The organism is Gordonia hankookensis (assembly GCF_014673215.1).
GTDB lineage: Bacteria > Actinomycetota > Actinomycetes > Mycobacteriales > Mycobacteriaceae > Gordonia > Gordonia hankookensis.
Window position 1 is genome coordinate 1321772 of record NZ_JACWMS010000001.1, and the last position, 17682, is coordinate 1339453.

General features: G+C 67.0%; 15 protein-coding genes. 5 read left to right on the forward strand and 10 right to left on the reverse strand.

Annotation, left to right across the window (positions count from 1 at the left end; all coding sequences use genetic code 11):
- Positions 1–3: 3 nt before the first annotated feature.
- On the reverse strand, positions 4–387 hold the full coding sequence (locus IDF66_RS05910) for a DUF5313 family protein (RefSeq protein WP_164310868.1): 384 nt from the start codon (positions 385–387) through the stop codon (positions 4–6).
- Positions 388–628: 241 nt separating this feature from the next.
- On the opposite strand from IDF66_RS05910, the gene IDF66_RS05915 reads away from it, so the two are divergent.
- Genes IDF66_RS05915 through IDF66_RS05925 form a run of 3 tightly spaced genes read left to right on the forward strand, consistent with a single transcriptional unit; the run spans position 629 to position 3316 of the window.
- The gene (locus IDF66_RS05915) at positions 629–1549 is read left to right on the forward strand and encodes a metal ABC transporter solute-binding protein, Zn/Mn family (protein WP_190266024.1); all 921 of its coding nucleotides are present in this window, start codon (positions 629–631) and stop codon (positions 1547–1549) included.
- A gap of 4 nt (positions 1550–1553) precedes the next feature.
- Positions 1554–2444: a metal ABC transporter ATP-binding protein gene (locus IDF66_RS05920; RefSeq protein ID WP_190266025.1), complete on the forward strand. Its 891-nt coding sequence runs from the start codon at positions 1554–1556 to the stop codon at positions 2442–2444.
- Positions 2441–3316: a metal ABC transporter permease gene (locus tag IDF66_RS05925; RefSeq protein WP_164310865.1), complete on the forward strand. Its 876-nt coding sequence runs from the start codon at positions 2441–2443 to the stop codon at positions 3314–3316. The genes IDF66_RS05920 and IDF66_RS05925 overlap by 4 nt, the downstream gene beginning before the upstream one ends.
- A gap of 85 nt (positions 3317–3401) precedes the next feature.
- Here the strand turns inward: IDF66_RS05925 and IDF66_RS05930 are convergent, their stop codons facing one another.
- Positions 3402–3917 carry a DUF2599 domain-containing protein gene (locus IDF66_RS05930; protein ID WP_223309119.1) on the reverse strand — a complete coding sequence of 172 codons (516 nt, stop codon included), beginning with the start codon at positions 3915–3917 and terminating at the stop codon, positions 3402–3404.
- A gap of 39 nt (positions 3918–3956) precedes the next feature.
- Between IDF66_RS05930 and IDF66_RS05935 the strand changes: the two genes are divergently transcribed.
- Entirely contained in the window at positions 3957–5081 is a 1125-nt protein-coding gene (locus IDF66_RS05935) for a beta-mannosidase (RefSeq protein ID WP_190266026.1), read from the forward strand.
- An 8-nt stretch (positions 5082–5089) separates the two neighbouring features.
- Here the strand turns inward: IDF66_RS05935 and IDF66_RS05940 are convergent, their stop codons facing one another.
- The 4 genes from IDF66_RS05940 to IDF66_RS05955 are packed head-to-tail and all read right to left on the reverse strand — an operon-like array spanning position 5090 to position 11833.
- Positions 5090–6823, reverse strand: coding sequence for a glycosyltransferase family 39 protein (locus IDF66_RS05940; RefSeq protein ID WP_190266027.1), 1734 nt, complete (start codon positions 6821–6823; stop codon positions 5090–5092).
- Positions 6820–8340: a glycosyltransferase gene (locus IDF66_RS05945; RefSeq protein ID WP_223309120.1), complete on the reverse strand. Its 1521-nt coding sequence runs from the start codon at positions 8338–8340 to the stop codon at positions 6820–6822. Before IDF66_RS05945 ends, IDF66_RS05940 begins: the two co-directional genes overlap by 4 nt.
- Positions 8337–9860 (reverse strand): hypothetical protein, encoded by a 1524-nt coding sequence (locus IDF66_RS05950; protein ID WP_190266029.1) that lies wholly within the window; start codon positions 9858–9860, stop codon positions 8337–8339. Before IDF66_RS05950 ends, IDF66_RS05945 begins: the two co-directional genes overlap by 4 nt.
- Entirely contained in the window at positions 9857–11833 is a 1977-nt protein-coding gene (locus IDF66_RS05955) for a hypothetical protein (RefSeq protein ID WP_190266030.1), read from the reverse strand. The genes IDF66_RS05950 and IDF66_RS05955 overlap by 4 nt, the downstream gene beginning before the upstream one ends.
- A gap of 233 nt (positions 11834–12066) precedes the next feature.
- Between IDF66_RS05955 and IDF66_RS05960 the strand changes: the two genes are divergently transcribed.
- Positions 12067–12867: an alpha/beta fold hydrolase gene (locus IDF66_RS05960; RefSeq protein ID WP_190266031.1), complete on the forward strand. Its 801-nt coding sequence runs from the start codon at positions 12067–12069 to the stop codon at positions 12865–12867.
- A 67-nt stretch (positions 12868–12934) separates the two neighbouring features.
- On the opposite strand, the gene IDF66_RS05965 is transcribed toward IDF66_RS05960, so the two are convergent.
- The 4 genes from IDF66_RS05965 to cysS are packed head-to-tail and all read right to left on the reverse strand — an operon-like array spanning position 12935 to position 17674.
- Complete coding sequence (locus IDF66_RS05965; protein WP_190266032.1) at positions 12935–14485, reverse strand: carboxylesterase/lipase family protein; 1551 nt, start codon at positions 14483–14485, stop codon at positions 12935–12937.
- 49 nt (positions 14486–14534) lie between these two features.
- Positions 14535–15296 carry a LamB/YcsF family protein gene (locus IDF66_RS05970; RefSeq protein WP_190266033.1) on the reverse strand — a complete coding sequence of 254 codons (762 nt, stop codon included), beginning with the start codon at positions 15294–15296 and terminating at the stop codon, positions 14535–14537.
- Between the two features lie 28 nt (positions 15297–15324).
- A complete protein-coding gene (gene rlmB / locus IDF66_RS05975; RefSeq protein ID WP_190266034.1) occupies positions 15325–16278 on the reverse strand; it encodes a 23S rRNA (guanosine(2251)-2'-O)-methyltransferase RlmB in 954 nt (317 codons plus the stop codon).
- A 1-nt stretch (position 16279) separates the two neighbouring features.
- Positions 16280–17674, reverse strand: a complete 1395-nt coding sequence (gene cysS / locus IDF66_RS05980; protein ID WP_164310856.1) for a cysteine--tRNA ligase — start codon at positions 17672–17674, stop codon at positions 16280–16282.
- Positions 17675–17682 lie beyond the last annotated feature (8 nt).

Below are 17682 nucleotides of genomic sequence, written 5' to 3' on the forward strand. Positions count from 1 at the left end.
GCGTCACCGGCCGCGGTACTTCCTCCGGTACTCGTCATAGAGGTCGGCATTGCGATCCCGCTCGAGCTTGTTGACCAGATCTGGATCGAGACCGTGCTGACTGAGCCGGTGTCGCCGGTACACCCGGTTGAGAGCGATCGAGAAGAAGATGTACGGAATGATGATCGGGATCGTCATGTTCAGCCGCACCACCAGATCCGCAGGCACGAACATCATCGGGGTGATCAGCAGCAGACAGGGGATCGCCCAGCGGACGACCATCCGGACCGTGGCGCCGGGACCCGCCAGATCGCGGGTGACCCAGTCGTTCATCGATGGTGGGAGTTTCGCGCCGTAGGCGTAGCGCACGTACTGCTGAGCCGTCGGGGTCGTGCGTTGCCCGGTCATGCGACACCGTCACGTCGCATCGTGCGGATACGCCGACCCATGTCCAAGCTCCTCCTTGCAGATGCCCCGCGATCCGAGCGTAGCCACCACGCTCCGCTTCGGCCGAATTCGATAGTACACGATTGAATCGATGGCAACTCGCCGCCGTGACGCCTGACCAGCCGCCCGATTCGCCGACCGGGCCGACGCTCACCTACACTGCTTTCGGTAACGATTGTCATTTGCGTGAGGCGGAGACACGATGAGGCGAACACTGGCTGCGACCGCGGCCCTGCTCGGAGCCGGGGCCCTGGCCCTGACCGGGTGCTCGGGCACCGACGACGGCAACCCGTCCGGCACACCCACGGTGGTCACCTCGACGAATGTGTGGAGTTCCGTCGCTTCGGCGGTGGCAGGCGACAAGGCCACCGTCACCTCGCTGTACACCAACTCCGAGGGCGATCCGCACGAGTTCGAGCCGTCGGCAGCCGACACCGCGCAGGTCACCGACGCCGACGTCGTCGTGCTGAACGGCGGCCACTACGACGCGTACATGGAAGACGCCGTCAAGGGCTCGGACGCGACCGCGATCAATGCCTACGACATCCTGGCGGGCGAGAATCACGACGGTGGCGACCATTCCGACATGAACGAGCACGTCTTCTACGACCTGTCGGTCGCCGGACAGGTGGCGACCGAGGTCGGGGACGCACTCGCCGCCAAGGATCCCGGCAACGCCGATGCATTCCGGGCCAACGCGAGGGCCTTCAACGAGAAGATCACCGGTCTGCGAGGACAGCTGGCCGCCATCAAGGCAGCTCACGACGGGACCAAGGTCGCGCAGACCGAGCCGCTGGCGGGTTATCTGCTCGACGAGGCAGGGCTGGTCGACGCGGCGCCCGCCGGATTCGCCCAGTCGGTCGAAGAGGGCCAATCCCCGTCGGCCGCCGACCGGGCCGCGATGGAGGATCTGCTGACCTCACGCACCGTCGGTGCGCTCGTCTACAACACCCAGGCGGTGGACTCGGTCACCGAGAGTGTGCTGCAGACCGCCCAGAAGGCCGGCGTTCCGGTCGTCGAGTTCACCGAGACCCTGCCCGACGGCGTCACCGACTACATCACGTGGCAGTCCGGCCAGATCCAGGCGTTGGGCGCCGCACTGGGTGAGCATGCCGCACACTGACATCATGGCTGATCCTGACCACAGGACCGACCCGGCGGTCACGCCGACGACCGACGTCGGGCCGCGACCGGATACGGTCGCCACCTTCGAGCACGGCCGACTCGCCTTCGGCTCGCGGGTGCTCTGGGACGACCTGAATCTGCGCATCGCGCGCGGCGAGTTCATCGCGGTGCTCGGACCGAATGGTTCCGGCAAGACCTCATTCCTGCGCTGCCTGCTCGGCCAGTACCCCCTCGACGCCGGCACGCTCGACGTCACCGACGCCATCGGCTACATCCCGCAGCAGCATGCCGACGATGCCGACCCGATGGCCATGCGCGGCCGCGACCTCGTCGGCTTCGGCGTGGACGGCGGCCGGTGGGGCATCGGGCTGCGCGGCCGATCGCGTCGCAGGCGGCTGGTGGACGCCGCCTTGGCCGAGGTCGGGGCGACCGCATACGCCGACGCCCCGATGGGGTTGTTGTCCGGTGGCGAGCAGCAACGTCTGCGGGTGGCCCAGTCGCTCACCGGCGACCCGACGTTGCTGTTGTGCGACGAGCCGCTGTCGAGCCTCGACCCGACCAATCAGCAGCTCGTCGTCGAACTCATCGATGAACGACGGCGCAAAGCCGACACCGCGGTCGTGTTCGTGACCCACGAGATCAACCCGATTCTCCCCTATGTCGATCGGGTGCTCTACCTGGTCGGCGGGCATTTCCGGATCGGCACACCCGACGAGGTGATGACCACCGAGACGCTCTCGAATCTCTACAGCAGCGACGTCGAGGTGTTGCGGGTCAACGGACGACTGTTGGTGATCGGCGGCGAGGACGCCCATCACTGCGACCATCGGCCCGAGCCGGCGACCGCCACCACCCAGCCGGAGGACGACGGAGGGCGGTCCGGCCTCACATGACCGTCGCAATCCCTCAGGCGGCCGCAGAGATACAGATCAGCAAATTCTGGGATTTCAGCGAGACCGCCGAACTCCTCGGGCGTGGCTTCGTCCAGCAATCGCTCATCGCAGTCGCGCTCCTCGGCCTGCTCGGCGGCATCCTCGGCCCACTCATCGTGGCGCGGCAGATGTCCTTCGCGGTCCACGGCATCAGCGAGTTGTCGGTGACCGGCGCCTCGGCCGCCCTCCTGCTCGGCATCAGCATCAACGTGGGCGGGGTGATCGGTGCGGTCGTCGTGGCCGCGGTCTTCGGCTACATGGGCAACCGCGCGCGCGAACGTGATTCGGTGATCGGCGTGGTGATGGCCTTCGGCCTCGGCCTGGGCGTGCTGTTCCTGTCGCTCTACGGCAGCGCACGAACAGGTTTCGCGATGCTGACCGGACAGGTGGTGAGCGTGGGCACCGGCGGGCTCACCGCGGTCGCGATCACCACCGTCGTGGTCGTCATCGGCATGGCGGTGATCTATCGCCCATTGCTGTTCTCCTCACTCGATCCGCGGGTGGCCCGCGCTCACGGCGTACCCATCCGGACCCTGTCGGTGGTGTTCGCCGTGTTGATGGGTCTCGCGTGCGCCCAGGGCGTCCAGATCATCGGTGCGCTGCTGGTGATGTCGTTGCTGATCACGCCGGCCGCGGCCGCCGCGCGCCTCACCGCGAATCCGACGACGGTGCTCGTGCTGTCGGTGGTGTTCGCGGAGGTCGCCGCGGTGGGCGGGCTGATCCTGTCGCTCGCGCCGGGTCTACCGGTCTCGGTGTTCGTGACCACGATCTCGTTCGTGATCTATGTCGTCTGCCGGTGGGCCGGACACCGACGGCATTTCGCGACCCGCTGACGTCGGTCGGAGTTCCGTCATCTCGCCGAGCGGGCGCAGTTCAGCGCACGCTCGACGACGGACTGCGCACGACCGGCGAATGCGGTCACTCCTCCGGCGCGCCGGGATTGCACCGCGTCTCGATCATCACCTGCTCGGTGACCACCGGGCGCGACGGCTCGATGTTCCAGCTCGGCTTGTCGGGCTCCACGGCGCGCGCGAAGTTCCAGTGGCAGTCGAACTGTGCACGCATGCCGGGGGTCTCGGCATCGGGTGCCATGGCGAGCACCTCGGACCAGGCGATGTCCGCACCGCGCGGGTTGTCGGTCCGGCGGCCAGACGACGTCGGGTGGATCTGCAGGCTCGCCCCGACGTCGGTCTGCACCCAGTCGACGTGGTCAACGTAGGGCGGTGGGAGCACCGGGGTGGTCACAGCGGCGCCCGGGGCGCTGGTCGAGTCACTGGTCGACGCAGCCAGAGCGTCATCCGGAGACTCGGCGGGCCCGTCCCCCGACGACCCGCATCCGGCCACCGCGACGATCGTGGCCGCGACGCAACCGATCGCTCCGACCATCCGGACGACCCGCCGGGCACGTGAGGGACGAATGAGATCGACATTCATATCTCGGACCCTACGTCGACAGCGGAGTAGTCTCCGTCTGTGCACAGGCTCCGGACGGTTGCCTCACTCTGCGTCATCCTGGTTGCGGCGTCCGTCGTCGCAACCGGTTGCTCGCCGTCCACGCCGGAACCCTCGGGCGAGTCGCCCGCGCATCACGTGCTCAGCGGCCGGGTCTCCACCACCCCCACCGGGTTGCTGCTCGACGGACACGACTGGTGGCCGTCCGGATTCAACGCCTACCAACTCGGCACGGATTGGTCGGTCAACAAAGGGTGTGGTGCCGAGGTGGACCTCGACGACTATTTCGGCGCGCTCCCCCCTCATGCACTGACGCGGATCAGCTTCTTCTCGATGTTCGTGGTCGACAAAACGACGGGTTCGGTGGATTTCGGTCCACTCGACGCGGTCCTCGCCGCAGCCGAGCGGCATGATCAGCTGATCCTGCCGGTGCTGACCGGCAGTACCGGAATCTGTGAAGACGACCAGTTCAAGGACCGTTCCTGGTACATCGACGGTTGGCTAACCCGTAAATCGCTGGGCGGCATGACCTTCGCCGACTGGATCACGGCCGCGGTGACCCGATGGAAGGACGAGCGGGCAGTCGCAGGCTGGGAACTCGTGGGTGAACCCGAGACCAGCGTCTGCGGGACCAGCGGGTGCGACTGGCAGGCACGCCGATGTCCCGACGGTGGTGCGGCGGTGTTGAAGTCGTTCTTCGACGACGCAGGCGAACGGTTGAGGTCGATCGACCCGGGTCGTCCGATCTTCGCAGGGCTCATCGGGGGCGATCAGTGCGGGACGGAGGGCACCGACTACGCCGACGTCGGGTCGTCGCCGCAGATCGACGTCCTCGACTTCCACGACTACGGCGGGGGTCCCACCGACTACGGACCCGCCGGCAGCGATCTGCCCACCCGGATCCGGCAGGCACATTCGCTCGGCAAGCCGATCATGGTCAACGAGATCGGCATCAAGGCCGGCTCGTGCCTACCGATCGCCGCTCGTGCGGATCGATTCCGCGACAAGCTCTCCGAACAACGTTCCGCGGGCACCGCGGGCGGCCTGTTATGGGCGTTCGTTCCCGATCCCCGTCCCGATCAGTGCACCTACGACATCGGTCCCGACGACCCGGTCTGGACGGTCGTCGACGGGGCGGTCCACTGACCCGTCACTCAGCCCGTGGCATCATCGTCGGAATCACCGGAGGCCTCGGCCTGATCCGTCTTGAGCTGTTCGCTCTCGGTCAACTCCGCTGCGGGAGTCACGCGGTAGACCCGCCAATCCGGCAGATCGACGCCCTGGTTGGGGGCCTCGAGCATCAGTACGCCGATCCCTCCGCCGTTCTCATACAGAGTCGGATACCGGATGTTGAGCGCGTCGGAGGCTCCGCGCCCCGTCACCGGCACCGCCAGCATCAACCGGACACCATGTGCGGCAGGGTTGTTCACGGTCTCGTCGAAATCCTCGTCGGACGGGATCACGAACCGTTTCGGATGTCTCGACTGCGCGATCACGGCGAATCCGTACACGGTGTCGCAGAGCACGCTGCCCTGCGGGAGATCGAGGCTGTCGAGATACTGGGCCAACGAACGTTCAGTGGAGAAGGATCTCAGGGTCCGTTGCGCGTCGAGGACCTTCTGATCAGTCGAATCGGGGTCGGGGAACACCACCTGCTGTAGTGCGAACTCCTGGGGCGCATACTTCGTCGAAGTCATACCCCAGGCGGTGACCGGGACGGCCACCACCATCGCGATCACCGCGGCCACCCCCAACGCGAAATGACCTTTTGTGCGGGCCACCACCATGTCGGGCATCCGCGCGTTGGCGCCCTTCCGTCGGAACGGCGTCGATCGACGCGCCGGAACCGCGATCAGTGCGGTGATGGTCGCCAGCAGCACCACGGTGATGTAGAACCGCAGGAACCCGAACGTGGTGCCCCGCGCATAGCTCCAGATCTGGAAGAAGAGCACGCCACCGATGAGCGGCACCGGCGCGAGCAGCGGACCCATTCTTCCCCAGCGGCGCCGGACGTTCCAGACGATCGCCAGCAGCAGCGGGAACAGCGGCGCGAGGATGAGGACCTCGACGATCGAGAACTTCAATGCCTGGAAGGCATTCGCCGAACCGCTCCCCCCCGACAGTTCCAGGATGGAGGCGTTGCCGTACTGGGAAGCCACCTGCGCGAAGAACTCCCCGGTGATCAGCCAACTGGTCAGCGCCCACCCGAGAAACGCGACCGCACTCGGCAGCGCGACGAGTCCCATGTCGAGGATGGCGCGGGTGACCCGGGTGGCCCGAGGGGAGCGGCGATACGAGACGACGGCGACAACGATACCGGTGGCCAGCGAGGCTGCTGCGCCGTCGTAGCGCGTCAGATAGGCGAACCCGAGGGCCATTCCGGCGGTGACGAGTTCGTGGACGTCGTCGGTGTCGATCCAGCGCATGCCGCGCCGGGCCCCCCAAGCGAGAAAGAACAGGTACGGCGCCTCGCTCATACCGTTGGCCGCGTAGAACACGATCATCGGATTGATCGCGTAGCAGATGGTCACCGGGATCAGGATGCGCCGTTCGATGCCCCGATCGCGGCCGATCCCGGACAACTGGATCACCGATCCGGCCATGAACGCCGACGACATGACGGCCGCAGAGATCGCCGACGTCGTCATGGCCGGGAAGATCGGGCTGAGGGCGGTCAAAGGCAACTGGATGATTGCCGTCAGCGGCGTGAAGATGAAGCCGATCGCGGAGACGTGCGGATCACGACTGAACAGCACACTCTGCGCCGACTGCACGCGGGACAGCGAGTCGCCCATGAAGAATCGGACGTCGGTGGCCAGATAGACACCCAGGGTGAGATAGATGATCCACACCACCACGAACAGCGCGATGATCTGCCGACGGGTCATGCAGTACCCGCACTGCCCGCCGCGGACGCCTCTGCGCCCTCGGTCGTCTCGGCCTCCTCGGCACTGGTCGACAGGCCGTGAAAGGTCTTCTCCCAGTACGACGGGTTGAAGAGCATCTGCCACATCCCCTTGATGGCGGCAACGCTCATCATCACCCAGTAGGCCGGCACGATCAGGGCCGACCACAGCAGCTTGCTCCGATCGTCCTCACGGATGGCGACCAGGTTCATGTAGATGGCCGCGCCGTTGCCGAAGATCAACGAGATCAGCGAGAGATAGTAGATCGGTCCCGGGAAGATGTCCGCGAACACCTTGGGCTGGCCCGCGATCCACACCACCATGATCAGCCAGAAGATCATGTTGACGCAGGCGATCGCCGGGGTGCCCGCGATCAGCAGTGTGAACCGAAACCACCCGACCGGCCCCAGGATTCGCCACAGCGCGACGGGACGGCGCATATGCACCAGCCACGTCTGCATGTAGCCCTTGTACCAACGCGATCGTTGTCGTATCCAGTTGATCGGGTCGACGTTGGCCTCCTCCAGCGTCAGCGAATCGAGCACCGCGGTGCGATAACCGCGGCCGGCGATCCGCACGCCCAGATCCGCGTCCTCGGTCACGTTGAAGGGATCCCACGCGCCGATGTCGTCGATCACCTCCCGGATGAAATGGTTCGACGTGCCCCCCAACGGGATCGGTGAACGACTGACCATCAGTCCGGGCAGCAGGTAACTGAACCAGATCCCGTAGTCGGCGGTGAACCATTCAGTGAGGATGTTGTCGCGCGAGTTGTGGAAGTTCAGCTTGCCCTGCACACAAACGACCCTGTCGTCGGAACCGCGGAACGCGGCGACCACACGTCGGAGTTGCAGAGGGTCGGGCAGGTCCTCGGCGTCGTAGATGGTCACGATGTCACCGGTCGCGAAATGTAGCCCGTAATTGCACGCCTTCGGCTTGGTCCGCGGCTGGGCGGGCGGCACCAGCACGACGGTCACGAGGTCGTGGTGGCCGACGTCTCGGGCCGCCTCGATCGTCGGCGCGTCATCCTCCTCCAGCAGCAACAGCACTTGCAGCTTGTCGTGTGGGTATGCGAGCGATTCCATCGCCGCGATCAGGTCACCGACGACCTCCGGTTCCCCGTACGCCGGCACGAGCACAGTGTACGGCGGAAGGTCGTCGTCGGCGATCGCCCGGGCCTCGTCGTCGTTGATCGCGATCGCACCGCTGACCAGGCCGCGCCGGAAGATGAGAACGCGGTCCAGCAGGGACACGATGTAGACCAGCGTGGCGATCGACACCAGGACCGCGACCGTCACGATCGGGAACAGGACGAACAACACGGCCACGACCACCACGAGTGAGATCCCGATGATCTTCTGACTGCGACTGAACGGCAGCGAGGCCGACATCTCCGGGTCCTCGTCGCGGAGCCGTTCGACGGCGTCATACAACGCCGCCTGGCGATAGTCCGGATCGGCCAGCAACTCCTCGACACTGCGTGTCTCGTCGTTGTTCATCGCGACTCCTCCCCGATCGCGCCCACTTGTGCGTTGATCAGGTCCGAGGCGCATCCGACGAGCAGATCGCGGTCCTTGAACTGGGGCTCGAGGTCGACCGTCACCGAGTTGCCCCGGAACAGCACCGTCATGAAGGTCGCCAGATTGCGTGCGACGGTCAGGTCCGGGACCGGGAAAGCCGCGTCGGGGTCGTGATTGTCGACCGAGAGCAGACTGACCCGCTGGGTACGCTGGCCGTCGGTCCAACTCCAGTACAACCTGGTGAAGGTCAGGTAGCTCTCGTCGTCGACGATCGTTTGGAGATAGCCCGTCACACCATGCGGCAGAGGCACCTCGATCGGTTCGCTGAATCTGTCTCCGACGAAGTCGTAGACGAAGATCGCCGGATACACCTCGAACCTCAACGGGGTCGTGGCCTCGACCGCGTTCACCTCCACTCGCCGGGGACGAGCGAACTTGTCGAAATCGGTACTGCCCTCGGCCTGGAAGAGGTCTTGGACCGTCATGGTCGACTCGGGTCCGTAGAGACGTTCCACCCAGTCGTATCGGGTCACGTTCTTCTGCACCCATCCCGATGGCACGACCAGCGGGGGGCGGGTGTCGAGTCCATCGATCTCCTGGTTGGGCGTCTGCCCGTAGGAAGGGATCGGGATGAAGAACATCGCGACCGCAAACACCACCAGCGCCAGACCCGGACGCCCGACCTTCCGGACCGAGACCGAGTACATGGGTCGGCCCAGGGGAGTCCATGACTCGTGTCGACGCCGGTGGTCGACGTACAACAGGGCACTCGCCACGAGTGCCGCGCCCACGGCGGGGACGGTCTGGTAGACCACCCGAGCCGCATGCGGGAAGATCAGCCACACGCCGATCAGGGCGACCACGCCGACCACGCCCGCGATCGCCGCGCCGGCCAGCCCGCGATTGAGCGTCCGCCCGGTCGCCACACCGGTCGCGATGGCGCCGAACGCCACCATCACCACTCCCGCGGCGAGCGAATCACCGCCCAGTGGCAGCACGATGATCCGATACGGGACGGGGAAGATCACCAGCAGCAGGAACCAGGCCCCGCGATACCGCGCGATCGGCCGTAGACCGAACACCATGCATGCGCCACCCAACAGGAACACCCACAGCGCCAGCAGGTCCACATGCGTGGTGAGGTATTCGCCCGGATACCGGAGGTTCATCGCCTTCACGGAGATGGAGATCACGAGCAGAACAACTCCGACGATGACGTCGGTCTGGCGATCGTAGATCGGCAATTCCGTTGCGCGACGCCATGAAATGCCGACCGCGGCGATCACCACGAGCACGACCGCCGCGGGCAGGTAGGTGATGATCGTCCCCGCCACCATCTCGGTGGCGACCGCGCCGAGCGTCTGCCAGAAGGCGATCACCGCCGTCACCAGAACCAGGCCCCAGCGCAGCGCCACGACCACCGCGGGGTTCTCCGCCAGCCGCTCGTGGAGCCCCGGACCTCGCGACGCGGATGCCGGTGCGGTGCCGGTGACCGTCATGGCGTCTGTGTGGGCGAACCGCGGTTGCGCCGCCTGCGCAGCAGGATCGTGCCGAAGATCACCAGCCCTGCGAGCAGCGCGCCACCCGCGACCACACCGACGATGGTGAAGATCCTCGTCGCGGTATCGGTATCCGACGTCGGCGCGCCCGCATTCACCTCGTCCGCCGCGACCGTGACCGGATCGCGCCCGGCCGCCTGGAGAATCGCGTCTCCGTCGACCGCCGACCAACGGGTGCCAGACGACAGCCAGTCCAGCAGTGCGTCGAGGTCCTTCGAATCGTTCGTGGACGTCGCGACCAGCAGACTCCGATCACCGGTACGGGTCACCTCGAGCCCGCCGAAGTTCACACCCGGATTCAACGTGACCGAGGAGGTCTGCTGCGAATCGCCCGATCCCGAGACGACTTTCAGCGTGCGGCCGTCGGATTGCAGCGGCAGGTTCAGGCTCGGGAGGCCGGCACCGTCCGCCGAGATCAGGATCGCCGGCTGGCTCGACGACCCGGCATCGTTCATCGACACCACGTCGATGCCGAGCGGTACGGCGGACATCTTCTGCAGACCCGACGCGATCGACACCGCGCGGGCTACATCGGCGGGATCGCCCTTGGTCCAGGCGAGTTGGGTCCGCGGCATCAGCGCCTGCGGCAACGACTGGAACCCGCTGGGCTGGGGTGGATCGGCCTCGTCGGCCTGGACCTCTCCCGCCGAGCTCAGACTCAGTGTGCTGCGGTAGCCGGTTCCACAGGTCTCGCCGAGGTTGCCGTGCTCGAGAGTCACGGTCAGCTCGGTGTAGCGGCTCAACAGGTCGTCGGGGATGTCGACCCAGGTGTCGTAGGTGCCGCTCTCGTCGGCCGGGATCGTCGCGATCGCCCGGTCGCCGATCTTCACCGAGATGAGACCGTCGGCGTTGGGTGCGCCCGGGCTGTAGGAGCCGGTGAGCTGGACGCGGATGCCCTTCGACGGCCTGCCCATCCGGGTCTGATCGATGCCGACCGTGAGGCTCGGCCACGCCGCCGACGTCACGCTCTGGTTCGTGACACCGAGGTCGGAGAGGTTCTGCACATCGGGTGCGATCTGCGGCGCCGAATGGAGTGCGCCGGCCACCGCCGACGAGCTCATCGCGATGGGCGCGAGGCTGGAGGTGAGGAACTGGGTCTGCGTGACCAACTCATCGGGCGAGCCGCCGATCTCGAGGTAAGCGGAGCCTTGATTGTCGTGCAGGCTCAGTCCGGGAGGGGCGTCGGTGCTGATCATGATCTGCCGCTCGAGCGGGCCGGGCACCGTCGGCGGGGTCGCGCCGCGCGGCAGGGCGACCGTCTCGATGGGCACCGGTGCGGACCCGTAATTCGACACGACCGCCGTGGCGAGGTTCACCGCGGCCTCACCCTCGGCTTCTTTCACGTCGTCGGGGATGTAGATGGTCAAGCCGCGCAGGACCGGCGGCAGGAAGTCCGCGACGTCCGTCGGGATCGCCTCCCGCCCGGCGTAACTGACCGTAGTGTTGGTGATGCGCAATGCGTGGTCGGCATCGAACTGGCAGAAGCCCTCGGCACGGAGATACCCGCGAAGCACGATGTCGGCAGCGTTGCGGTCCACCCGCACCCCCCGCAATGGCAACTCGATCGGGGCGTTCGGTGTGGTGGTGAGCGGCGTCCGGGAGATCAATCGGTCGCCCTGGAGGACATCGATGCTGCCGCCGGTGACGAACGCGGGGAGCTGCAGGTTGCCGCGGAGCGCCGACGGACTGAGGTCCCTCGGCACCGGCAGCGTCAGACTGGTCTCGCCCTGCTGACCGGGCAGTGAGATCGTCGACGACGACCCGAGGTCGTCGAGACGCATCGGAGGGGGCGGATCGCCGGGAGCTGCCGATGCGATGCCCCCGAACGCGCTGAGCGCGGCGATCATGCCGACGACGACGATGACGACAACCGGCACCAGACCGGCACGACGAGACCTCTGATCAATGCCCATCGGACCCCTTCATGGGCGCACGACCCGACGGTGGCCGTCCGCGCTCTCGGCGAGACATACCCAGTGTCACTGAAGTGAACTTAATCGACTCGCCGCCGATGTGTCAGAGATAATCCCGTTCTCGTCTTGTCGCCACGGTTTCGTCGTTGTGGATTCGTCGTTGTGGATTCGTCGTTGTGGATTCGAGTCGAAACCGTTCCCCTACGGGCTGCCGCTTCTGGAACGATGGCTGGGTGTCGAGCGTGACCGCGGGTGAACAGGTCGACGGCGGCGTCTATGTGGACGTCGACGGACGGCGGGTGTGGCATTTCCATGGGGGCGACCCCTCTGGCCAGGCCATTGTGCTGCTGCACGGGGCCTTCGGGTCGGCGGCCACCTGGGGCTCACAGATCGCCGATTTCACCGGGGTCGGATTGAACGTCTACGCCCCCGAGCGCAGTGGACACGGCCACTCACCCGATCACGACGGCCCGTTCACCTACGCCGACATGGCCGCCGAGACCATCGACTACCTCGAGAACGTCGTGAGCACGCCGGCCCACCTGGTCGGCTGGAGCGACGGTGCGGTGATAGCGCTGCTCGTCGCCCGGCAACGGCCCGACCTGGTCAACCGCATGGTGCTGGTGGCCAACTACGTCAACACCGACGGCCAGGAGGCCGCCGAGTTCTTCAGCCTGATCCAACAGCGGAATCCGTCCACGGTGGAGTTCCTGCGCAGCGGCTACGTCCCGATCTCGCCCGATGGGCCCGACCATTTCGATGTCGTGTACGAGAAGACGGTGGCCATGCTCAGCCGTGAGCCCGAATACGATCTCGACGATTTCGCCGACGTCGCGGCCCCGACCCTGGTGGTCGCGGCCGATCGGGGCGTCGTCCGCATCGAACACGTGCTGGCCCTGTCCCGGGTGCTGCCCCACGGCCGGTTCGCGGTACTCCCGGGCACGCACATCCTGCCGGTGGAATCGCCCGAACTCTTCAACCCGCTGGTGGTCTCGTTCCTCGCGGCCGATCCGGCCAGTCACTGGGCCCCCTGACCACCGACCGACCACCCGCATCCGCACCCGCCGACGGCAACCTCTTTCCCGCCGACGGCACCGTCGGTCACGCCGAGGCGTGGACCTTCTGCCAGGCGGCGCGACGGGCGCCTTCCGGGTCGGTCTGCACCCGGTCGGGATCGTCGATGATGAGCACCTTCCGGCTGCCGGACTCGTAGGCCGGCCACCCCACCCCGGGAACGCCGCCGGTGGCGAAGGCACCCCAACGATCCTGCACGTCGGCGATCACCCGCCCGGTCGACCGCCAGTCCCCGACCGCGAGGCCTGCACCCAACGCCGTGCGATAGGCACCGAACACCGCGAACAGTTCGGTGGCGTGGGTGGCCCCGACACCGGTCGCGGCCAGGATGCGAGTGTGGAAGTCGTAGCGATAGACGTAGGTCGGCGCGACCCGGCTGTGTCCCTCGGCGAAGGCCACCATCGGCGCCCAGAACACCGCATCGGCCGCCAGCTGGACGTCGTCACGCTGACCTCCGTTGTACAGCGCCCGGATCTCCCGACGGTCCTGCTCGTCGGTGACCCGGACCAGGGCCTTCTCTGCGTCCGGCAACACATTCCAGAACTTGGTGAACAGTTGCCCCTCGTCGTGATTGCTGCCGATGATCAGCGGCACCGGGAGCGTCGTGCCCGCCGCGGCCGCATCCAGCGGCGATGCCGGCAGATAATCACCGTCGACCACCGGTCCGTACGGGATCGCGTCGTCGACGCCTGCGGCGGCGGCGAACTTCATCAGACGATCTCCGGCACGGTGGATCTCGTTCGCCGACGACCGCGCGAGCAGCGCCTGGGCGTCGGCGGCCGAGATCGGTTCGGCCTCGGTGTCGATCTGCGTCGACCGACGCTGCGGATCCCGCAGCAGGCGCAGGAACTCGTCGGCGTAGATCCGCGCGGAGTCCTTGCCGATGACGAGTTCGGTGGCCGGACTCTCCGCGATGGCCCTCGTGAACAGCCCGTTCGCGGCAGGGGTACTCAACAGACTCACCACCGACGTGCCGCCGGCACTCTCGCCGAAGACGGTCACGTTGTCGGGGTCTCCGCCGAACGCCGCGATGTTGCGCTGCACCCACGACAGCGCCGCGACGTGGTCCTTGAGGCCGAGATTCGAGTCGAACGGCCGGTCATCGGTGGCATACGCGCCGAAGTCGAGGAATCCGAACGGGCCGAACCGGTATTGAACGGTCACGACGACGACATCTTGCGCGCGGGCGAGCAACGACCCCTCGTAGAGAGGTGTCGCCGCGGTGCCGAGGATGTACGCGCCGCCGTGGATGAAGAACATGACCGGTCGCGGCGTCGACGACGGGCGGTCGGGTGCGAACACGTTGAGGGTGAGGCAGTCCTCCCCTACCGGCTGATACTTACCGGGAGCGACCGCGGTGAACTGCTTCTCCTGGATCGCCGCCTTGGCGAACCGGGTGCAGTCGCGGACGCCGGGCCACGGATTGACCGGCTGCGGATCGCGAAAGCGCAGGCCGGCCACGGGCGGCGCGGCAAATGGGATGCCTTTCCAGCTGATGGTGCCGCGCCGGGTGCGTTTTCCCCGCGCGCCCTCGACGATGCCATCGGCGGTGGTAACCCTGCTATCGATCGATGTCATGTACCCCAACATAGACGACGCCGTCTCACCGGCGTAGCCGTCGGCGACCTCAGGCCGAGACCGAGATACCGGCCTCCCGAAGCGCGTCGCGGACGGCACGCGCGTGTGCGACGGCGCCGGGGGTGTCGCCATGCAGGCAGACGGACTCGGCGTCGACGGTGATCACCGATCCGTCGACGGCGGTGACCGTGCCGTCGACGATCAGCCCGACGACACGTCGCGCGATCTCGGCGCTGTCGGTCAGCACGGCCCCCTGCTCGGTCCGCGGGACCAAGGTGCCGTCCGGCCGATAGCCACGATCGGCGAAGGCCTCCATGATCACCGGGAGCCCGGCCGCCCCGGCGATCCGCAACGACACCGAGCCGGGCAGACCCATCAGCGGCAACGAACCGCCGAGCCCGACGATCGCCGCCACCACCGCGTCCGCCTGCCCCTCGTGCCTGACGATGGAGTTGTACAGCGCACCATGCGGTTTCACATACGACACCTCTGCGCCGACCGAGCGGGCGATGCTCTCGAGGGCCCCGATCTGATAGATGACATCGGCAGTCAGGTCGTCGGGCGCGATGTCCATGAAGCGCCTGCCGAAACCCGACCGGTCCGGATAGGAGACCTGGGCACCGATCCGCACACCGGCGTCGGCCGCCGCCCGACATGTCGCGATCAGTTCCGCGGGCGTTCCGGCGTGAAAGCCACAGGCCACATTCGCGCTGCTGACGACCTCGAGCATGGCCTCATCGTCGCCGACACCTTCACCGAGGTCGGCGTTCAGGTCGATGACGAGATCCGCCGGCACTCCGCGTCCACCCATGCCGCGCAGTCTAGCGGCCGCGGCGGGGCTACTGCCGTCGCTGACGTGCGAACTCGGCGAGCACGACGCCTGCCGCGACCGAGGCGTTCAGGCTCTCGACATCGCCGGCCATCGGGATCGACATGATGGAATCACAGGTCTCGCGCACCAGCCGCGAGAGGCCTTTACCCTCCGACCCGACCACGATGACGGTGGGTCCCGTGCCGTCGTACTCGTCGAGGGTCACATCACCCTCGGTGTCGAGACCCACCAGCTGGGCGCCGTCGGCCGCCCAATCCTTCAGCGTGCGAGTAAGATTCGGCGCCTGCGCGACGGGCAGTCGAGCAGCAGCCCCGGCGCTGGTCCGCCACGCGACCGCCGTGACACTGGCACTGCGACGTTGCGGGATGAGCACACCGTGGCCACCGAAGGCCGCGACCGAGCGGATGACCGCACCGAGGTTGCGCGGATCGGTGATGTTGTCGAGCGCCACCAGCAGCGGCGGCGTCCCGCTGTCGACGGCGTCGCGCATCAGGTCGTCGGGGTGGGCGTACTGGTACTCGGGCACCTGCAGGGCGATGCCCTGGTGCAAACCGTTCGACGACAGGCGGTCGAGTTCGTTCTTCCCCACCTCGAGGATCGCGACACCGAAATCGCCTGCCATCTTCACGCTCTCGGCGACCCGCTCGTCGGGCTCGGAGTTGGTGGCCAGGTACAGCGCGGTTGCCGGCACCCCGGCGCGCAGGCATTCCAGCACCGGGTTGCGGCCGAGGACGTACTCGGGACCGTCTTCCTTGCGGGTACGGGCACCGCCACGACCGGTGGTGGTCTTCGCCGCCGCCTTGGCCCGCTTGTGAGCAGGGTGATACGGCCGGTCGACCGCCTTCGGTGTGGCACCGCGCGCCTCGAGTCCGCGGCGTCGCTGCCCGCCCGAACCGACCGTCTGCCCCTTCTTGCTGCCGGTCTTGCGCACCGCGCCTTTACGTTTGGAGTTTCCTGCCATGTCAGGACGTTCCCTTCAGCGACCACTGCGCACCATCTGGTGTGTCGGTGACCTCGATGCCGGCCTCGGCGAGTCGATCGCGGACCGAATCCGCGGTCGCCCAGTCTTTTTCCGCGCGCGCCCGCGCTCTGCGATCGAGTTCGGCGCGCACCAGGACATCGAGTGCCGTGGTGGCCGCACTCTCGTCCGCACTGTCGTCGGACCAGTGATCGTCGAGTGGATCCACGCCGAGGATGCCCATCATCGCGCGCACCGACGACGCGGCCGCGAGCGCGGCGGTCCCGTCACCCGACTCGAGTGCGGTATTACCTTGTCGCACAACGCTGTGCACCACCGCGAGCCCGGCGGGTACGCCGAGATCGTCGTCGAGTGCGTCGGCGAACTCCGCGGGAATCTCCCCGACCGCCACCTCACCCACGCGCGACGACACCCGCGTCACGAACGACTCGACTCGCCGGTATCCCGCAGCCGCCTCGGTGAGCGCGCCGTCGGAGTATTCGAGCATCGACCGGTAGTGCGCACTGCCCAGGTAGTAGCGCAGCTCCACCGCGCGTACCCGCGAGAGCATCGCCGGGATCGCCACCACGTTGCCCAACGACTTGCTCATCTTCTCGCCGCCCATGGTCACCCAGCCGTTGTGCAACCAGTAGCGGGCGAACGGATCTCCGGCACCGTGCGCCTGCGCGATCTCGTTCTCGTGGTGCGGGAAGATCAGATCCATTCCACCGCAATGGATGTCGAACTCCGGACCGAGAAGCGACGTGGCCATCGCCGAGCATTCGAGATGCCAGCCGGGACGGCCGGGCCCCCACGGCGTCGGCCACGACGGTTCGCCGGGTTTGGCCGCCTTCCACAGGGTGAAGTCACGCGAGTCCCGTTTGCCGGTCCCGGCGCTCTCCCCCTGATGGACATCGTCGAGCCGGTGCCCCGACAGCGATCCGTAGTCGGGCAGGCTCAGCACGTCGAAGTAGACGTTGCCGTCCGATTCGTAGGCATGTCCGCGGTCGATGAGTCGCTGCATGTACTCGACCATCTGGGTGATGAAACCCGTGGCGCGCGGTTCGCTCGACGGCGCGATCACGCCCAGCGCGTCGTATGCGGAATCGAAAGCGCGCTCGTGGGTCGCCGCCCACTCCCACCAGGGACGACCGTTGTCGTGCGCCTTGCGGAGGATCTTGTCGTCGATGTCGGTGACGTTGCGGACGAACAGGACGTCGAGGCCCTGATGTTCGAGCCAGCGCCGCAGCACGTCGAACGCGATCCCGCTGCGCACATGGCCGATGTGGGGTACGCCCTGGACGGTCGCGCCGCACAGGTACACCGACGCATGTCCGGGGTGCAGCGGAACGAAGTCGCGCACCTCTCGGGAAGCGGTGTCATACAGGCGCAGGGTCACGACGTGCC